This window comes from Rossellomorea sp. NRS-1567 (assembly GCF_050467885.1).
In the GTDB taxonomy this organism is placed as follows: Bacteria; Bacillota; Bacilli; order Bacillales; family Bacillaceae_B; genus Rossellomorea; species Rossellomorea aquimaris_C.
This window is the reverse complement of the sequence record NZ_JBITPL010000001.1, coordinates 221677-240407: the sequence shown is the minus strand read 5'-3', so window position 1 is coordinate 240407 and position 18731 is coordinate 221677. Positions and strand designations below refer to the sequence as shown.

Sequence of the window (18731 nt, the reverse complement as noted above, 5' to 3'; positions counted from 1 at the left end):
TAACAAAAGTCAATACAGAAGAAAAATACGTCTGAACGTGACGTTATTAAATATAGTAGAGGTGCTGGACATGAAGATATCAACTAAAGGCCGATACGGTTTAACGATTATGATCGAATTAGCAAAACGCCATGGTGAAGGGCCGACTTCACTGAAAACGATCGCACAGCAGCATGAGCTGTCGGAACATTATCTGGAGCAACTGGTCGCCCCACTGCGTAATGGCGGTCTTGTTAGAAGTATCCGGGGGGCATACGGTGGTTATGTTTTGGGACATGAACCATCTGAAATCACAGCGGGAGATATTATCCGGATCCTTGAAGGGCCCATTAGTCCTGTAGAAGGAATTGAAGATGAAGAACCGGCAAAACGTGAGCTATGGATTCGAATTAGGGATGCCGTTAAAGAAGTACTCGATAACACAACGATCGAAGATTTAGCCAGTCATTCAGATGACGGTGAATCCGATGCGTACATGTTCTATATCTAGGAGGTAACGAAAAATGGAAAGAGTGTACCTGGATCATGCTGCAACGTCTCCCATGCATCCTGAAGTAATTGAAGAAATGACTTCAGTGATGAAGGAGTCCTTTGGTAATCCATCGAGCATTCATTCTTTTGGGCGTGCATCACGTCATCTTGTCGACCGTGCACGTACCATCATCGCTCAAAGTATTCATGCAGATTACAATGACATCATTTTTACAAGCGGTGGAACGGAAGCGGATAATTTAGCTATTATCGGTTCTGCCGAGGCGAATAAAGGAAAAGGGAATCATATCATTACCACACAAACAGAGCATCATGCTGTTTTACATGCGTGTGAATTTCTTGAATCCAAAGGGTTTGAGGTGACTTATCTGTCAGTGGATCGTACGGGCAGGATATCGGTGGAGGAACTGCAAAGGGAACTTCGGGACGATACCATACTTGTTACGATTATGTTTGGTAATAATGAGGTAGGAACGATCCAGCCGATTAAAGAGATTGGAAAGCTTCTACAAAATCATCAAGCTTATTTTCATACTGATGCTGTACAAGCGTTTGGCTTAACACACATTGACGTGAAGGAGCTTGGAATCGATTTGCTTTCGGTTTCGGGTCATAAAATAAATGGTCCTAAAGGAATTGGGTTTCTTTATTCACACAAAAACGTGGATGTTCAGCCTGGATTATATGGGGGAGAACAGGAAAGAAAGCGTCGCGCAGGAACAGAAAACGTCCCGGCCATTGTGGGTCTTGGGAAGGCTGTGGAAATTGCTGGAAAATCCATCGAAGAGAAGAATTCACAGTACTCCCGTTTCAAGGTTTTACTGAAAGAAGCGTTAGCTGGAGCCGGCATTGATTTTGAGGAGAACGGATCTCTTGAGTATGGATTGCCCCATGTGCTAAACTTAAGTTTTCCTGGCACGGATGTAGAGTCCATGCTGGTGAATTTGGATATGTCAGGTATTGCTGTATCAAGCGGTTCTGCTTGTACGGCTGGATCTATAGAGCCTTCACATGTATTGGTCGCGATGTTTGGCAAACAGTCAGGGAATTCAAGGAACTCCATCCGCTTCAGCTTTGGTCAGGGGAACACGGATGAGCAGATTGTCTGGACTGCCCATGAAGTCGCAAAGATCGTGAAGCGATTAACAACTTAAGAAAGTCGTCTGAAACGGACGAATGAACGAATAAGGAGGTGGCGTTAGTGAAAAAAGAACCAAAGGATACGAGAGTGGTCGTTGGGATGTCTGGTGGAGTAGATTCTTCTGTGGCCGCATTATTATTAAAGCAACAAGGCTATGAAGTCATCGGGATTTTCATGAAAAACTGGGATGATACTGATGAAAATGGGGTTTGTACCGCAACAGAAGATTACAACGATGTGATTCGGGTATGTAACCAAATTGGTATTCCTTACTACGCTGTGAATTTTGAAAAACAATACTGGGATAAAGTGTTTACGTATTTCCTGGATGAATATAAAGCGGGAAGAACACCAAACCCGGATGTGATGTGTAATAAAGAAATTAAGTTCAAAGCATTCCTTGATCATGCACTGAAACTTGGTGCAGATTATCTGGCAACCGGCCACTATGCACAGGTGGAATATCGTGATGGGGAATATAAGATGCTCCGCGGTGTCGACAACAATAAGGATCAAACGTACTTCCTCAATCAGTTAGGACAGGAGCAACTTGAAAAAGTGATGTTCCCCCTAGGGGGCATCGACAAGAAAAAGGTGAGGGAAATTGCGAAGGAAGCGGGCCTTGCGACTGCTACCAAGAAAGACAGTACGGGGATTTGCTTCATCGGTGAACGCAACTTCAAAGATTTCTTAAGCAATTACTTACCTGCCCAACCGGGAACGATGGAAACATTAGACGGTAAAGTAATGGGAAAACACGATGGGTTGATGTACTATACGATCGGGCAACGTCATGGACTGGGTATAGGTGGAGCCGGTGATCCTTGGTTTGCCATCGGTAAGGACCTTGAAAGAAACGTGCTCTATGTTGGTCAAAGCTTTGAGCATCCTGCCCTTTATTCAGATTCCATTCTCGCTACAGATGTCCACTGGACCTCAAATGGAGAGATACCAGCTGAATTCGCCTGTACGGCAAAGTTCCGTTATCGTCAGGATGATAACAAAGTAACGGTTATTCCATTAGAAGATGGTAAGGTGAAAGTCATTTTTGATGAATCTATCCGTGCTGTCACACCAGGACAAGCGGTTGTTTTCTACAATGGTGATGAGTGTCTGGGTGGAGGAACGATTGATACCATTTATAAAGACGAAAAGAAACTTACGTATGTAGGTTAAGGTTGAACACAAAAAAGGACTGAGAAGAAGAGATGTACCACCTCTCTTCTCTCAGTCCTTTTTTCATCATTGATGTATATCAATATCGAGAGTACCTTATGTTATACTAGAAACGATAAATATCAATACTCAACTGGCATACATAAATCATAACAATATAGAGGTGTTTGAATTGGATAAGAATTTAAAAGGAATTGAGTTATTACAAGAAGGAAAAGTAGAAGAGGCTGTGAAGCTTTTTACAGAAGCCATCGAAGAAAACCCTAAGGATCCTGTCGGATATATTAATTTCGGGAACGTATTAATGTCGGTTGGAGACAATGAAAAGGCGAAGAAGTTCTTCGAACGGGCAATCTCGATCGACGAGAATGCAGGGGCAGCATACTATTCCCTGGGGAACCTGTACTTTAATGAAAATAACTTTGATGAAGCAAAAGATCAGTTTGAAAAAGCTGTTTCGAAAGGAATGGAAAATGCCGACGTTTATTTTATGCTTGGAGTCAGTTTGTTCCAATTAGAGCAGCCGAAACTCTCCCTTCCTTACTTACAACGAAGTGTCGAACTGAATGAAGAGGACATAGAGGCGCGCTTCCAGTTAGGTCTATGCTTAGCGAAGGTTGAAGCATACGAAGAAGCCATTGCGCAATTATCTCAAGTAGTGGAAGCAGATCCAACTCATGCAGATGCTTACTATAACTTAGGGGTTGCCTATGCAGGCCATAAGGATGATGCAGATACGGCACTGATGTATTTCAACAAAGCAATCGAAGTTCAACCAGATCATATGCTGGCGGGCTATGGCATCAAGATGATCGAAAAGCTAAAAAATGAACAAAGTGAATAGTTAGGGGGTTCACTGATTTGAGCCAGCAAGATTCTTTAAAGCTGTTTGGTGAGGAAGAAATCTATATAAAAGGAAGGCACCTTGTCACCATTTTTCATAATGAGGAAAATCTTTATACCGTGGTCCGGATCCGGGTGGACGAAACGAATGATTCTTATGAGGACAAAGAAGCAGTCGTAACCGGGAATTTTCCCAAGATACATGAAGATGAGACCTATGTGTTTTACGGGAGGTTTCAAGAGCACCCAAAGTTTGGCATGCAGTTTCATGCGAAGCATTTCAAGAAAGAAATCCCACAAACCACACAAGGTGTCGTCCATTATTTATCAAGTGATTTATTTAAAGGAATCGGGAAGAAAACAGCTGAGAAGATCGTGGAGCACATCGGGGAAAATGCCATCACCAAAATACTCGAAAATCCAAGCCTCCTGGATGAAATTCCAAAGCTTCCAAAGGAAAAGGCGAAAAGTATTTATGATACGCTTTCCGAGCATCAAGGCTTGGAGCGGGTCATGATCATGCTGAATGATCTGGGGTTTGGACCCCAAATTTCCATGAAGGTCTATCAAGCTTATAAAGAGCAGGCACTCGAAATCATTCAAAGTAATCCCTATAAGTTAGTGGAAGATATTGAAGGAATCGGCTTTACCCGGGCCGATGAGATCGGGTCTAAGATCGGTTTGACAGGCAGTCATCCTGACCGGATCAAAGCAGGCTGTTTATACACCCTTGAGCAAACATGTGTGAAGCAGGGACATGTGTATCTCGAAGCAGAAGAGCTCATTGTAACGGTGAAGGAGCTCCTTGAGAAAAGTCAGCCCGAAAAGGTCGATTACACTGAAATATCCAGTCAACTGGTTTCCTTGGAGGAAGAGGGTAAAGTCATTGGAGAAGGCACAAAAGTGTATGTTCCTTCTCTTTACTTCTCTGAAAAAGGGATCGTGACAAACATTGAAAAGATTATGTCTCAAACCCAATACAAAGACCAATTCCCTCAATCCGAATTTCTTCTGTCACTTGGAGCACTCGAGGACCGGCTGGGGGTACAATACGCACCTTCCCAAAAAGAAGCCATCGAAACAGCGTTAATGTCTCCCATGCTCCTGTTGACCGGAGGACCCGGTACCGGTAAGACGACCGTCATTCAGGGGATTGTCGAGCTGTTTGCTGATCTTCATGGCTGCTCCTTGGATCCCAAGGATTACAAAGATGAACCCTTTCCTGTCTTACTGACAGCCCCGACTGGTCGAGCGGCAAAGCGAATGACAGAATCCACGGGCCTCCCTGCCATGACGATTCACCGTCTTTTAGGTTGGAACGGTCAAGAAGGGTTTCAGACTGATGAAGAACGGGCGATTGAAGGAAAGTTGTTAATTGTGGATGAAGTGTCCATGGTTGACACATGGCTTGCCCATCAATTATTGAAGGCCCTGCCTGAGGATATTCAAGTGATATTTGTCGGGGATGAAGATCAATTGCCGTCTGTCGGTCCCGGCCAGGTACTAAAGGACCTATTGAAGTCGGAAGTGGTGCCAACAGTCAGGTTAACGGATATTTATAGACAGGAAGAGGGCTCTTCCATTATTGAGCTTGCTCACTATATGAAAAGGGGACAGGTTCCTAAAGATCTGACCAAACAGCAAAAGGATCGATCCTTCTTCCCATGCAGAACCAATCAAATATCCGAAGTCGTTCAAAAAATCGTTGAGAACGCGAAGAAAAAAGGGTACTCCCCAAAGGATATCCAGGTCCTTGCTCCTATGTATCGAGGCCCTGCAGGTATCGATCGATTGAATGAACTACTTCAGGAAATCTTCAATAGCAATGACGGTACCCGGAAAGAAATCGCTTTTGGAGATGTGAAATATCGTATTGGGGATAAGGTGCTTCAGCTGGTCAATCAGCCTGAAAGCAATGTTTTCAACGGAGATATCGGTGAAATCGTCTCGATTTTTTATGCAAAGGAAAACACCGAGAAGCAAGATATGATCATTGTTTCATATGAAGGAAATGAGGTCACCTATACGAGGCAAGATCTCATGCAAATTACCCATGCATATTGCTGCTCGATCCATAAGTCACAAGGAAGTGAGTTTCCCATTGTGATTTTACCTGTCGTGAAAAGCTATTATCGCATGCTGAGAAGAAATCTTCTATACACTGCCATCACCAGGAGCAAGCAATTCCTCATTCTTTGTGGAGAGCTTGATGCTTTTACCCTTGGAGTGGAGAGAGAAGATGATTTTCTCCGCAAAACCACCCTAAGCGAAAAACTGAAAGGTTTAACTGCTGCTGAAGAGAACACGGCAGTCTCTCCTGAAGAAGGCTTACCCATTGAAGAAATCCTATTGAATGAGGATCCAATGATTGGAATGGAAGGCATCAGCCCCTATGATTTCATGAAAGCATAAGGTCAACGAATGAATATTTCTCCTGCAGAAACCATTCATTCGTTGACCTTTTTCTATTGGTTTACTGTCTCGCCCACTGGTTTTGCACATCTTTCAAATAAGTGAATTTGTGTTCTAGATGAATGTGGGAACATAACGAGGACCGTTCCTTTCCGCTACAGGCACTTGCTTTCCGCGGGGAGGAAGTCAAGCCTCCTCGGGCTTTGCCCTGCGGGGTCTCGACCCTTCCTCTATTTCCCGCAGGAGACAAGTGCCTTCCGCTGCAATCCACTCTGTGCTACTACCTTGTCTCTGCTTATATGTATAGATAAACAAATTATCTACGAAAGAGTACAAAAAATGTGTGTTAACTCATAATTAGGACAAGCATTAAACTAACTTTCAAATGGGTCAGACAATTCATTTGGTCTATATTTGGTAGCAAATGTTAACTGCATGATTAGCTATATCTTTTCCTTGAATGACAAAAAAATAGTTCGAAAAACACTCTTTTGTGTTGATAATCTTTTTTGCTCCGCGGTAAATAACCTCTAGTGAAGAGCTGTAGTCGATCTTCTAATGTGTACTGAAATTCTGTTTTCTAAAGGTTGTTTTTGTCACTTTTAAGCTCTGTCACGAGATTTTCTTAAAGATGGTGAGGGGAACTGCGTTGACTCCTGCGGAAGTACGGTTGTGCCAGATCAACAATCTTTGCGAAAGGAGCCTATTGATAACGATTAATGTCAACTTAAAGTAAATTAAAGTTGACATATATTTATTGAAAGCGATATCCTTATCTTGTAGAAAAAAGACAGATGGGGGAAGACAGATGAACAGAAAATTAAGGACAATCGATCTTACACTGGCAGGGATGTTTGTTGCACTTATGGCGATTGGTGCCAACATCACGACATTCGTGCCTTTTATGGTAGTGGGCGGTGTTCCCATTACGTTACAAACATTCTTCGCCATTTTAGCAGGAGCGATCCTTGGCAGCAGGGTCGGGGCGATTTCCATGACAGTGTACGCACTGGTGGGACTCGTGGGTGTTCCTGTATTTGCACGATTTGGAGCAGGGTTATCTTCTATTGTGAGTCCGACATTCGGATTCATCGTATCATTTATTTTCACAGCTTACATTACAGGTAAAATCGTAGAAAAACATAAAGGAGTCAAGGTATACATTTTCGCGGCACTAGTCGGGATGGCGGTCAATTATGTGGTCGGTACGAACTGGATGTATGCAGCGTACAAACTTTGGGCTGCAGCTCCTGAAGGGTTTACATATAAGCTTGCATGGGCCTGGATGGTGGTCCCTCTACCGAAGGATATCATATTAGCCGTGTGTGCAGGAATTATGGCTCATCGCCTGGAGAAATCGGTCTTATCAAAGAGTACATTTAAGAATATAAAAAGAGCGGCATAAAAGGGGGAGGAATTTCACATGAAAACGTGGAAGGAACTGGCACTTGGAGTGATCGAGGGAGAAGAAATCACAAATGAAGAGGCTTTATCGATTTTACAAAGTCCGGATGACGAGCTTCTGGAATTATTGCATAGCGCTTACCTGATTCGAAAACATTATTATGGGAACAAAGTGAAATTAAATATGATCATCAATACGAAATCAGGTTTATGCCCTGAAAACTGCGGCTATTGTTCACAGTCCATTGTTTCAAATGCTCCGATTGAGAAATATCGCATGGTGGATAAAGAGACCATTCTAAAAGGAGCCCAAAATGCTCATCAGCTAAATGTGGGAACATATTGCATTGTGGCGAGTGGAAGGGGCCCGAGCAATCGTGAAGTGGATCATGTGGTTTCAGCAGTAAAGGAAATCAAGGAGCAATATAACTTAAAAGTATGTGCTTGTTTGGGCTTACTAAAAGACGATCAGGCGAAAAGGTTAAAAGAAGCAGGCGTGGACCGTTATAACCATAACATCAATACTTCAGAGAACCATCATGAAAACATCACCACTTCCCATACATATGAAGACAGGGTGAATACCGTCGAACAAGCGAAAGCACAAGGGATTTCCCCCTGTTCCGGAATCATTGTCGGCATGAAAGAGACATTGCAGGATGTGGTTGATATGTCCCGAAGCTTAAAGGTGTTGGATGCCGACTCCATTCCCGTGAACTTTTTACATGCAATAGATGGTACCCCTCTTGAAGGAACAAACGACCTCGATCCGAGATATTGTTTAAAGGTCCTTTGTTTAATGCGCTTCATCAACCCGACAAAAGAGATCCGTATTTCAGGGGGACGGGAAGTGAATCTGCGCAGTTTACAGCCGCTGGGACTTTATCCAGCCAACTCGATTTTCGTTGGTGATTACTTAACGACAGCCGGCCAGGAAGGGACAGCCGATCACCAAATGCTTGAAGATCTGGGATTTGAGGTTGATTATGTGAAGGAAGTAAGTGAGCAGGCAACATCATGAAATTTGAATAAATAAATTTAGGTGGGTGCTTTGGAAAAGGTTACTCCTTATGAATTCAAGAAAATATCCCACACTATATAAGAACGGTGATCAAACATCGTTTGGGCGGATATTCTCATTGAACAAGTATAAAACGAGCTCGGATTGGTCATGATGGTAGGGAATACACACCAGGTTTGGTGTAATAGAGGTGAACCTTACCGATGAAGTGTCCAAATTGTCAGAGCAAAGATATCGGAAAGATCGGCATCAACCAATATTATTGTTGGGGCTGCTATATAGAGCTTTCCTTGTCAAAGGGAGTCATTCATACTCACCAAGTGGAAGAGGATGGATCACTGAGCTCCTTAGACGACTTGTTTGATGAGGAAGAACGCCGATTAAGCTAGGAAGAGGTGTCTTTCTTGAACAAAACATTTGCATCCATCGTTGGTTTTGGAGCAGGAATCGCTGCTTCCATTTATTCTCAAAGATCCAATATGATGAACCAAAGACAAATGAAACGAATTCGTAAACAAGTAAAGAAACTTTTTTAACAGCTAAAAAGGCTGACTTTCGGGTCAGTCTTTTTTTATGTTTACACCTGAATGAATAAAACACCCTTCTATCTTCGAACAATATATAAGAGAAGGAGGTGTTAAGGATGGAAAAGAGACCCTATGCCAAATGGTTGTACCGACTTTCAATTGCCCTTATTCTTGCTTTATTTCTATATATTCTCTATTTATTAAAACCTGTATGGCATCCGGTCTTGGAAGTATTGTTCTTTTCGCTCCTACCCTTCTTGATAGGGGGATTCATTGCCTATTTGCTTCATCCAATAGTAGAAAAAATCCATGAGGCGGGCATTCATAGGGGAATAGCAATCATGCTCATCTACATCCTTTTCTTCGGAGGATTAGGATATGCGATCTATAAGGGAACTCCAATCATCATACATCAGCTGAAAGATTTATCAGAGAATGCGCCACTATTTACAAAACAGTACCAGAGGTGGCTGGACTATGTGCAAAGTGAGACCTCCACTTGGCCTGACGGAATCCAATCTCAATTAGAGGAAAGAATCGACGGGATCGAAGCCTGGTTGACGGGGCTGGTAGCAGTCGTTCTGGCTGCTGTCATGAAGTTTATGAACAGCCTGCTGCTTGTTGCGATCATTCCCTTCGTATCCTTTTATTTATTAAAGGATATTACGAAAGTGAAAAAATTTCTGTGGCAGCTTACCCCTAAAAAATGGAGGGACAGCGCTATTTCATTCTCAAAGGATGTGGATGAATCGCTGGGAGGCTATATCCGGGGACAGCTTTTAGTTTGTTTGATCATTGGGGGACTTTCAGCATTGACGCTCTGGTTCATTGGTATGAAGTATCCTTTGATCCTTGGATTGATCATTGGAGTAACCAATGTAATACCCTATTTCGGACCGATTATCGGAGCCGTTCCAGCTGCCATTGTGGCAAGTACGATTTCCGTCAATATGATGATATATGTCGTCATCATGGTCGTCATACTCCAATTCCTGGAGGGGAATATCTTATCGCCCCTCATTGTCGGAAAAAGCCTTCATATGCATCCACTGTTTATTATGGCTGCCCTTATCATCGGTGGTGAAGTAGGGGGTGTGATCGGCATGATTGTGGCAGTACCTTTTTTAGCTGTGGTAAAAGTAGCGATTTTACACGGACGAACCCATTTCATTCATGCAGCAGGGAAAGATTAACTGAAAAAATAAGAATCAACATTGACAAATACAGTGAATATTTCTATAATCCAACATATACAAGTATTCGCATAAAATGAAAGCAATGAAGGATCGAGTAGGTTATAGCCCATCTACCAGAGAGGAATCCCCCAGGCTGTAAGGGATTTTAGATGAAGGATAACCGAACGCTAATCCTGAGTGCAGGTAAAGCCTGTCGTCTATCCGCGTTAAGGTGTTTTGAGGGATGAACAATATAGAAATGCAAAAAGGTTTTGTGAGGGGGCAACCAAGGAATTACGAACCCCTAAGCCTGCACTTTCTTTGTTCATAACCAGGGTGGTACCGCGAGAAACAGCTCTCGTCCCTGTTTTAGGGATGAGGGCTTTTTTGTATTCTTTTTTAACCATACATATAAAGGAGGAAGCTTAACATGAAAAAGTTAACAGGCGCAGAAATTCGTCAGAAGTTTTTAGATTTCTTTCAGGAAAAAGGGCATGGGGTGGAACCAAGTGCACCATTAGTTCCACATGAGGATCCGTCCCTTTTATGGATCAATAGTGGGGTAGCGACATTAAAGAAATATTTTGATGGACGTGTCATCCCTCAAAATCCTAGGATCGTGAATGCCCAAAAGTCGATTCGTACAAATGATATTGAAAACGTAGGGAAAACAGCACGCCATCACACGTTTTTCGAAATGCTTGGAAACTTCTCGATCGGAGAATATTTTAAAGTAGAAGCGATTGAATGGGCTTGGGAGTTCTTAACGGATAAAAAATGGGTCGGCTTTGATCCTGAATACCTATCTGTTACCATTCATCCCGAAGATCACGAAGCATTTGACATCTGGAACAAAAAAGTTGGCGTACCAGCTGAACGAATCATTCGCATCGAAGGGAACTTCTGGGATATCGGGGAAGGTCCAAGTGGCCCGAATACAGAAATCTTCTATGATCGTGGGCCGGAATATGGGGACAATCCTGAAGACCCTGAATTATATCCGGGTGGAGAGAATGATCGTTACCTTGAGGTATGGAATCTTGTGTTCTCACAATTCAATCATAACCCTGACGGAACGTACACTCCGCTCCCTAAGAAGAATATCGATACCGGTATGGGACTTGAACGTATGGCATGTGTCGTACAAGAAGTACCTACAAACTTTGATACCGATTTATTCATTCCGATCATTAAGGCGACAGAAGAAATTTCTGGTAAGTCTTACGGAACAGACAGTGACATCGACGTAGCGTTCAAGGTCATCGCCGATCATATCAGAACGGTTTCCTTTGCCATAGGTGACGGAGCTCTTCCATCCAATGAAGGCCGCGGCTATGTATTAAGAAGACTGCTTCGCCGTGCGGTTCGATTTGCGAAACAAATTGAAATCAACCGTCCATTCATGTATGAATTGGTCCCGGTTGTTTCTGAAATCATGGTGGATTTCTATCCGGAAGTGAAACAAAAAGCGGAATTCATCCAAAAAGTAGTGAAAAATGAAGAAGATCGCTTCCACGAAACATTGAACGAGGGGCTTGCTATTCTTTCTTCTATCATCAAGGTACAAAAATCTGCAGGTAATAAGATCGTTCCAGGTGAGGATGTCTTCCGTTTGTATGATACGTACGGCTTCCCGGTTGAGTTAACGGAAGAATATGCAGAAGAAGAAGGATTAACAGTGGACCATGAAGGTTTTGAAAAAGAAATGGAAGCCCAGCGTGAAAGAGCGAGATCGGCTCGCCAGGATGTAGGAAGCATGCAGGTGCAGGGTGGAGTCCTTAGTGACATCACGGTAGAAAGTCGCTTCGTAGGGTATGACACTCTAGAAACGACTGCTACTATTCTTGAGCTGCTGGTTGACAATGAGCGTCAGCCTAAAGTAGATAAAGGACAGGAATGTCAATTCATTCTGGACCAGACACCTTTCTACGCAGAGAGCGGCGGACAAATCGGCGATAAAGGGTACATTGAAGCTATGGGTGTGAAAGTTTTGGTGACAAACGTCAAGAAAGCACCTAATGGCCAAAACCTTCACTCTGCCATCGTCGAAGAGGGTACGTTAGAGCAACATGCACAGGTGCTGGCTAAAGTGTCCCGTGAGTCCAGAACAAGAGTGGAGAAAAATCACACAGCTACTCACATCCTTCATCAGGCATTGAAAGATGTTCTTGGAGATCATGTAAACCAGGCAGGTTCTTTAGTAGAACCAGATCGTCTGCGATTCGATTTCTCTCATTTCGGTTCTGTTTCCCAGGAAGAGATTGAACGAATCGAAACCATCGTCAATGAGAAGGTTTGGCAAGCTATTTCAGTGAACACAGCCCTTAAATCATTATCAGAGGCAAAAGCGATGGGGGCGATGGCTCTATTCGGAGAAAAATACGGCGAAGAAGTTCGCGTGGTATCGATTGGAGAATATAGCTTAGAACTTTGTGGTGGCTGTCATGTATCGAACACGTCTGAAATCGGGTTATTTAAGATCCTGTCTGAAAGCGGGATTGGAGCAGGTACGAGAAGGATTGAAGCTGTTACAGCAGAGAATGCTTATAAAGTGCTGAATGACCAAGTTTCTCAACTGAAGCAAGTAGCAGGCAAACTTAAAGCGAACCCTAAAGAAGTGGTCAATCGCGTCGACTCCTTATTAGTAGAAATGAAAGAGCTTCAAAGAGAAAATGAATCATTATCCGGAAAGTTGTCTAACATAGAAGCAGGTAGCTTAACGGATCAAGTCAAAGTCATTGACGGGGTGAATGTTCTTTCCGCGAAAGTGGCTGCTGGAGATAGCAATGGATTGCGTACAATGATGGATGATCTTAAACTGAAAATGGGCTCCGGGGTGATTGTATTGGCAACAACTGGGGACGATAAAGTTACGATCATTGCAGGAGTTACGAAGGACTTAGTCGAAAAAGGATATCATGCTGGAAAACTTGTTAAAGAAGTAGCTTCACGCTGTGGTGGAGGAGGCGGTGGCCGTCCGGACATGGCTCAAGCTGGTGGTAAACACCCGGAAAAAGTTGAAGAAGCACTGCAAATTGTAGAAGAATGGGTCAAATCCATTTAACTCCTTGTGAAAGTGGTGTACAATGTAGGTAACGATTAACAATTCGGTTGTCAAAAAGACAAGCCTAAAGAGAGGTGCTAAAAATGAGTTCTTTTGACAAAACGATGCGGTTTGATTTTTCAGAGGAGCCGTTCGAACATGACGTGAGGGAAGTTCTCCTGCAGGTTCATGATGCTCTTCAAGAAAAAGGGTACAACCCGATCAATCAAATCGTAGGGTACTTATTATCTGGAGATCCTGCTTACATTCCCAGACATCAAGACGCCAGAAATATCATCCGCCGTTTAGAACGTGATGAGATCATCGAAGAATTAGTCAAATCGTATTTGAAACAGCACAAAGAGGGATAATACATGCGTGTAATGGGTTTAGACGTCGGCTCTAAAACAGTGGGAGTCGCAATTAGCGATGAGCTTGGTTGGACCGCTCAAGGAATTGAAACGATTAAGATTGACGAAGATCAAGGTGTGTTCCGGATCGACAGATTAAAGGAACTTGCCGAAGAGTACCAGGTGGATACAGTTGTAGTCGGATTGCCTAAAAACATGAACAACTCAATTGGTCCCCGGGGAGAAGCGTCTAAAGCTTATGGGGATTTAATTCAGCAAGAGTTATCCCTTCCCGTTAAATACTGGGATGAACGACTGAGTACGATGGCTGCGGAACGAGTCCTTTTAGAAGCCGATGTAAGTAGGAAGAAACGTAAGAAGGTAATTGATAAAATGGCTGCGATGATGATCCTTCAAGGATATCTTGATAGCCAAAAATAATGAGGTGAATGTTCATGGAACACGGAGAAAAACAAATAACAGTAGTTGACGAACAAGGAAATGAACAATTATGCGAGGTTCTTTTCACGTTTGAATCAGATAAATTCAATAAATCATATGTCCTTTACTATCCACTGGGAGCAGATGAGAACGACGAAGAAGAAATCGAAATTCACGCTTCTGCTTTCCTTCCGGGAGACGAAGGACAAGAAGGCGAATTAAAGCCGATTGAAACGGAAGAAGAGTGGGACATGATCGAAGAAATGTTAAACACTTTCTTAGACGAAGAAGAAGAAGACGCAGAATAAGCAGTAAGCTATAGTTTCATACGAAACAGGGACCGCAAAAAGGGACAAAAAATTCACCTTTTTGCAGGTCCCTGTTTCACTTTGTGCAAAATATTGTATAATAGTGGAGATGATGTCGAATTACGTTTGACGGATATCCCGCTTTTTTGCTCGAAAGGGGGAAATATAGCTTTGGATAAAAAGAAAAACATAAAAGAAACACTTATGAAAAAACTGCTGGAAAGACAAGAGGAGGCAAAGGTCATTAGAAAAATAGTAGGACTTGTCATTCTTTGTCTTGTCATTATTATTGGAGGAACGGCCATTGGTGGATACCTTTATGTGAATTCAGCATTAAAACCCGTCGATCCGGACAATACGAAACCAGTAAAAGTCGAAATACCTATAGGCTCTGGAGTTACATCCATCGGGAACATTCTCGAGGAAGAAGGAATCGTTAAGAATTCTACGATTTTTAAATACTATGTCAAATTCAACAATGAATCCGGTTTTCAGGCAGGTTCTTATGACTTGACACCTTCCATGACATTAAATGAAATTGTGAATAGCTTAAAAACAGGGAAGGTAATGAGAAAAGCAGAATTCAAGATTACCATACCCGAGGGACTGCAATTAGACCAAATCGCTGAGCTTATTGCTGATAAGTCCCCTTACAAAAAAGACGAAATTGAAGAGAAATTAAATGATAAGAAATGGTTCGAGCAATTAAAACAGGAATATCCGGCATTGATAACTGATGAAATATTAAAGGAAGGAATTAAACGTCCGTTGGAAGGATACCTCTATCCTGCGACGTACCCTTTCTATGAGAAAAAACCTTCTTTAGAAGCCATCTTAACGAAGATGATTGCCCAAACGAATGAAGTCCTCGCTCAATATGAGGGAGCGATGGCAGATAGGGAATACACGGCTCATGAGCTTCTTACGTTATCTTCCCTCATTGAAGAAGAAGCAACAGAAAAAGCAGACAGAGGAAAAATCTCAAGTGTTTTCTATAATCGTATAGAAGAAGGTATGCCTCTTCAAACCGATCCTACGGTGCTTTATGCATTAGGTAAACATAAAAAAAGAACCGTCTACAAAGATCTGGAAGTGGATTCACCTTATAACACATATCAAGTGAAGGGGTTACCACCCGGCCCGATCGCGAATGCCGGTGTCTCTTCGATTGAAGCGGCTTTAGAACCAGAGGATACAGAATATTACTATTTCCTGGCTTCTTCCAATGGATCCGTTTATTATTCTGAAACTTTAGAAGAACATAACGAGAAAAAGGCGAAGTATATAACAAACAAAGAAGAATAGCCTGGTGAGAAGAGGAAAGAAATATTCGCTTTCCTCTTCTCTATGTGATAAAATAGTACAAGTTATTTTTATATACGGGCGATATCTTTATGAAGATGTGTGTGAAGTAGAAAGCTCATTGTAGCTTTCTTCTTTTCATGTTGTCTAAAGAATGGATCGTTACCCGAGACCACTTATGAACATGATCGTGAGGCTTATTTATGAACGAAGAGGTTATTCACTATATAGAATCAATTGTGAAAGAACGTCCCCCTTTACTTGCTGAGATGGAGCAATATGCAGAAGCTCATAACGTTCCGATTATGGAGCTGGTAGGGATTGAAGCATTGCTGGGGATGTTACGTATACAACAACCGAAACGCATCTTGGAAATTGGGACTGCTATTGGGTATTCCGCTCTCAGGATGGCGGAGGCTCTTCCCCACTCGACAATCGTCACCCTTGAACGTGACGAAGAAAGATTCGACGCAGCTCAGAGCTTTCTGTCTCGTTCAGATGACCGTAAGAGGATCGTAACTTTATTCGGTGACGCCTTGGAGCTCGGCGAAGAAGTAGAAAACCACGGTCCTTTTGATGCCATATTTATCGATGCTGCCAAGGGACAATACCTTAAATTCTTTGAACTCTACTCTGAAATGCTGTCAGAAGAAGGGGTCGTCTACTCGGATAATGTCCTTTTTAAGGGACTTGTCGCCCAAGAAGAAGTAGAACAGAAAAGAATTCGGAACATGGTGAAAAAATTAAAGAATTATAATGAATGGCTCATGAATCATGGGCAATTTGATACGAGTATTTTACCCGTTGGAGACGGTATTGCCATCAGTAAAAAAAGAGGTGATCGCTCATGAAAAAACCAGAATTACTCGTGACCCCTGTCTCTGTTTCTGATATTGAACCGTTAGCATCGGCGGGAGCGGATGCGTTTATGATTGGTGAACAAAGGTATGGCTTAAGGCTTGCAGGAGAGTTTTCAAGAGAAGATGTAGCCGAAGCCATCAAAGCGGCCCACAAATATGGTAAAAAAGTGTATGTAGCCATGAACGCCCTTTTCCATAATGATAAAATTTCTGAACTTGACGACTATATTGCCTTTCTAAAAGAAGCCGGTGCGGATGCGATCGTGTTCGGTGACCCTGCTGTGTTAATGGCTGCCCGTGAAGTGGCACCGGATATGTTGCTTCATTGGAACACGGAAACGACCGCCACCAATTGGTATACATGTAATTATTGGGGCAGAAAAGGGGCGAAACGCGCTGTTCTGGCCCGGGAATTAAGCATGGATACCATCGTGGAGATGAAAGAAAATGCAGAGGTTGAAATCGAGGTCCAGGTCCACGGAATGACCTGCATGTTCCAATCAAAACGCTCATTACTAGGTAATTATTTTGAGTATAGAGGCAAGGCGATGGAGATTGAAAACCGTAAAGAACAACGTAATATGTTCCTGCACGATGAAGAACGTCATAATAAATACCCAATCTATGAAGATGAGAACGGCACCCATATTATGAGTCCGAATGATATGTGCATTGTCGATGAGCTGGGTGAAATGATCGAAGCCGGCATTGATTCCTTCAAAATCGATGGGGTCCGGAAATCTTCAGAATATATACTGGAAGTAACGAAACTATATCGTAAAGCCATTGATCTATATGTAGAAGACGAAGATCAATATGACGAGAAAAAAGACGGGTTTTTGGAAGAAGCGAAGAGCCTGCAACCTGAAAATCGTCCATTGGATACTGGATTTTTCTTTAAAGAAACGGTGTATTAAGAACGAAATGAAGATTGATCAGAACGGAGGAGTTACGATGACCACGGTTGTGAAAAACCCCATATCCAAGATAGTAGATGGAAGACGTGTCATTGTGAAGAAACCTGAGTTACTGGCTCCTGCTGGTAATCTGGAGAAATTGAAGATCGCTGTCCATTACGGTGCAGATGCAGTCTATATAGGCGGACAGGAATACGGCCTGCGCTCAAACGCCGGGAATTTCACCCTCGAACAAATGAAAGAGGGCGTGGAGTTTGCGAGAGGTTATGGCGCCAAAATTTATGTAACAACCAACATCTATGCCCATAATGAGAATATGGAGGGTCTCGAAGACTACCTGCGTGGACTTCAGGAAGCGGGGGTTGCGGGTATTATTGTCGCTGACCCACTCATCATTGAAACATGCAGGAGGGTCGCACCAAAAGTGGAGGTGCATTTAAGTACCCAGCAGTCCCTTTCAAACTGGAAAGCGGTTCAGTTCTGGAAGGAAGAAGGACTCGATCGAGTGGTATTGGCACGTGAAGCAAGCGGGGACGAAATCCGTGAAATGAAAGAAAAGGTAGATATTGAAATCGAGATCTTTATCCATGGGGCGATGTGCATTGCCTACTCCGGCCGCTGCACATTAAGTAACCATATGACGGCCCGTGACTCAAATCGTGGCGGGTGCTGTCAATCATGCCGTTGGGATTACGACTTATATGAAGCGGACGGAGGGAATGAGAATCCTCTTTACCAAAACGGTGATGCACCTTTTGCCATGAGTCCAAAAGATTTAAAGCTGGTTGAATCGATTCCGAGAATGATTGAATTGGGCATTGACAGCCTGAAAATCGAGGGACGTATGAAGTCCATTCACTACGTAGCCACTGTCGTAAGCGTATACCGTAAAGTGATTGACGAATACTGTAAAGATCCCGATAATTTTACGATTCAACAACAATGGCTGGAAGAGCTCGATAAATGTGCGAACCGTGATACAGCTCCAGCATTTTTTGAGGGAGTTCCAGGCTTCAAGGAGCAAATGTTTGGTGTTCATAATAAGAAAAACACAAATTATGAATTTGTCGGACTTGTGTTAGATTACGACGAAGAAACGCAAATCGTCACCCTGCAACAGAGAAACCATTTTAAAACAGGAGAAGAAGTAGAATTTTTCGGTCCTGAAATCTCAAACTTTACGCAAGTTGTCGAGAAGATGTGGGATGAAAAAGGAAATGAGCTTGATGTTGCACGTCACCCATTACAAATTGTGAAATTCAAGGTTCATCAGAGAGTATATCCTGATAACATGATGCGAAAGGAGAACACCTAATACT

18 protein-coding genes and 1 other annotated feature are annotated in these 18731 nt (G+C 42.8%); all 18 genes read left to right on the top strand.

All coding sequences use genetic code 11. From position 1 onward, the window contains the following. Positions 1-70 precede the first annotated feature (70 nt). Positions 71-490 (top strand): cysteine metabolism transcriptional regulator CymR, encoded by a 420-nt coding sequence (gene cymR, locus ACIFOD_RS01250; RefSeq protein ID WP_044339554.1) that lies wholly within the window; start codon positions 71-73, stop codon positions 488-490. A 13-nt stretch (positions 491-503) separates the two neighbouring features. After that, entirely contained in the window at positions 504-1646 is a 1143-nt protein-coding gene (locus tag ACIFOD_RS01245; RefSeq protein ID WP_430313198.1) for a cysteine desulfurase family protein, read from the top strand. Positions 1647-1693: 47 nt separating this feature from the next. Further along, complete coding sequence (gene mnmA / locus ACIFOD_RS01240) at positions 1694-2809, top strand: tRNA 2-thiouridine(34) synthase MnmA (RefSeq protein ID WP_430313196.1); 1116 nt, start codon at positions 1694-1696, stop codon at positions 2807-2809. Positions 2810-2981: 172 nt separating this feature from the next. Beyond that, the gene (locus tag ACIFOD_RS01235; protein WP_397552112.1) at positions 2982-3653 is read left to right on the top strand and encodes a tetratricopeptide repeat protein; all 672 of its coding nucleotides are present in this window, start codon (positions 2982-2984) and stop codon (positions 3651-3653) included. Between the two features lie 17 nt (positions 3654-3670). Then, complete coding sequence (recD2, locus tag ACIFOD_RS01230) at positions 3671-6064, top strand: SF1B family DNA helicase RecD2 (protein ID WP_430313194.1); 2394 nt, start codon at positions 3671-3673, stop codon at positions 6062-6064. 808 nt (positions 6065-6872) lie between these two features. Then, positions 6873-7469 (top strand): biotin transporter BioY, encoded by a 597-nt coding sequence (locus ACIFOD_RS01225; RefSeq protein WP_430313192.1) that lies wholly within the window; start codon positions 6873-6875, stop codon positions 7467-7469. Positions 7470-7487: 18 nt separating this feature from the next. After that, the gene (gene bioB, locus ACIFOD_RS01220; protein ID WP_397552115.1) at positions 7488-8489 is read left to right on the top strand and encodes a biotin synthase BioB; all 1002 of its coding nucleotides are present in this window, start codon (positions 7488-7490) and stop codon (positions 8487-8489) included. A 203-nt stretch (positions 8490-8692) separates the two neighbouring features. Further along, the gene (locus ACIFOD_RS01215; RefSeq protein ID WP_034757353.1) at positions 8693-8878 is read left to right on the top strand and encodes a hypothetical protein; all 186 of its coding nucleotides are present in this window, start codon (positions 8693-8695) and stop codon (positions 8876-8878) included. Between the two features lie 15 nt (positions 8879-8893). After that, the gene (locus tag ACIFOD_RS01210) at positions 8894-9025 is read left to right on the top strand and encodes a YrzQ family protein (RefSeq protein WP_082051298.1); all 132 of its coding nucleotides are present in this window, start codon (positions 8894-8896) and stop codon (positions 9023-9025) included. Between the two features lie 107 nt (positions 9026-9132). Next, positions 9133-10209 carry an AI-2E family transporter gene (locus tag ACIFOD_RS01205; RefSeq protein ID WP_430313191.1) on the top strand — a complete coding sequence of 359 codons (1077 nt, stop codon included), beginning with the start codon at positions 9133-9135 and terminating at the stop codon, positions 10207-10209. 76 nt (positions 10210-10285) lie between these two features. Further along, positions 10286-10560: a binding site (T-box leader), on the top strand. Between the two features lie 61 nt (positions 10561-10621). Then, on the top strand, positions 10622-13255 hold the full coding sequence (gene alaS, locus ACIFOD_RS01200; RefSeq protein ID WP_430313189.1) for an alanine--tRNA ligase: 2634 nt from the start codon (positions 10622-10624) through the stop codon (positions 13253-13255). 83 nt (positions 13256-13338) lie between these two features. Next, positions 13339-13605: an IreB family regulatory phosphoprotein gene (locus ACIFOD_RS01195; RefSeq protein WP_064092452.1), complete on the top strand. Its 267-nt coding sequence runs from the start codon at positions 13339-13341 to the stop codon at positions 13603-13605. 3 nt (positions 13606-13608) lie between these two features. Further along, positions 13609-14025, top strand: coding sequence for a Holliday junction resolvase RuvX (gene ruvX, locus ACIFOD_RS01190; protein WP_113971295.1), 417 nt, complete (start codon positions 13609-13611; stop codon positions 14023-14025). A 14-nt stretch (positions 14026-14039) separates the two neighbouring features. Continuing rightward, positions 14040-14333 (top strand): DUF1292 domain-containing protein, encoded by a 294-nt coding sequence (locus tag ACIFOD_RS01185; RefSeq protein ID WP_113971296.1) that lies wholly within the window; start codon positions 14040-14042, stop codon positions 14331-14333. A 165-nt stretch (positions 14334-14498) separates the two neighbouring features. Beyond that, positions 14499-15638 carry an endolytic transglycosylase MltG gene (mltG, locus tag ACIFOD_RS01180; protein ID WP_397552207.1) on the top strand — a complete coding sequence of 380 codons (1140 nt, stop codon included), beginning with the start codon at positions 14499-14501 and terminating at the stop codon, positions 15636-15638. Positions 15639-15838: 200 nt separating this feature from the next. Continuing rightward, positions 15839-16486 (top strand): O-methyltransferase, encoded by a 648-nt coding sequence (locus tag ACIFOD_RS01175; protein ID WP_430313188.1) that lies wholly within the window; start codon positions 15839-15841, stop codon positions 16484-16486. After that, positions 16483-17412, top strand: coding sequence for a peptidase U32 family protein (locus ACIFOD_RS01170; RefSeq protein ID WP_430313187.1), 930 nt, complete (start codon positions 16483-16485; stop codon positions 17410-17412). Before ACIFOD_RS01175 ends, ACIFOD_RS01170 begins: the two co-directional genes overlap by 4 nt. Positions 17413-17449: 37 nt before the next feature. Next, positions 17450-18727, top strand: a complete 1278-nt coding sequence (locus tag ACIFOD_RS01165) for a peptidase U32 family protein (protein ID WP_430313253.1) — start codon at positions 17450-17452, stop codon at positions 18725-18727. Positions 18728-18731: the final 4 nt, after the last annotated feature.

Bases quoted from the DNA above. Each gene is read 5' to 3' on its own strand.
- ACIFOD_RS01245 (WP_430313198.1), top strand. From the start codon at position 504: ATGGAAAGAGTGTACCTGGATCATGCTGCAACGTCTCCCATGCATCCT.
- ACIFOD_RS01225 (WP_430313192.1), top strand. From the start codon at position 6,873: ATGAACAGAAAATTAAGGACAATCGATCTTACACTGGCAGGGATGTTT.
- ACIFOD_RS01205 (WP_430313191.1), top strand. From the start codon at position 9,133: ATGGAAAAGAGACCCTATGCCAAATGGTTGTACCGACTTTCAATTGCC.
- ACIFOD_RS01185 (WP_113971296.1), top strand. From the start codon at position 14,040: ATGGAACACGGAGAAAAACAAATAACAGTAGTTGACGAACAAGGAAAT.
- ACIFOD_RS01170 (WP_430313187.1), top strand. From the start codon at position 16,483: ATGAAAAAACCAGAATTACTCGTGACCCCTGTCTCTGTTTCTGATATT.
- alaS (WP_430313189.1), top strand. From the start codon at position 10,622: ATGAAAAAGTTAACAGGCGCAGAAATTCGTCAGAAGTTTTTAGATTTC.
- bioB (WP_397552115.1), top strand. From the start codon at position 7,488: ATGAAAACGTGGAAGGAACTGGCACTTGGAGTGATCGAGGGAGAAGAA.
- ACIFOD_RS01195 (WP_064092452.1), top strand. From the start codon at position 13,339: ATGAGTTCTTTTGACAAAACGATGCGGTTTGATTTTTCAGAGGAGCCG.
- ACIFOD_RS01165 (WP_430313253.1), top strand. From the start codon at position 17,450: ATGACCACGGTTGTGAAAAACCCCATATCCAAGATAGTAGATGGAAGA.
- ruvX (WP_113971295.1), top strand. From the start codon at position 13,609: ATGCGTGTAATGGGTTTAGACGTCGGCTCTAAAACAGTGGGAGTCGCA.
- cymR (WP_044339554.1), top strand. From the start codon at position 71: ATGAAGATATCAACTAAAGGCCGATACGGTTTAACGATTATGATCGAA.
- ACIFOD_RS01215 (WP_034757353.1), top strand. From the start codon at position 8,693: ATGAAGTGTCCAAATTGTCAGAGCAAAGATATCGGAAAGATCGGCATC.
- ACIFOD_RS01175 (WP_430313188.1), top strand. From the start codon at position 15,839: ATGAACGAAGAGGTTATTCACTATATAGAATCAATTGTGAAAGAACGT.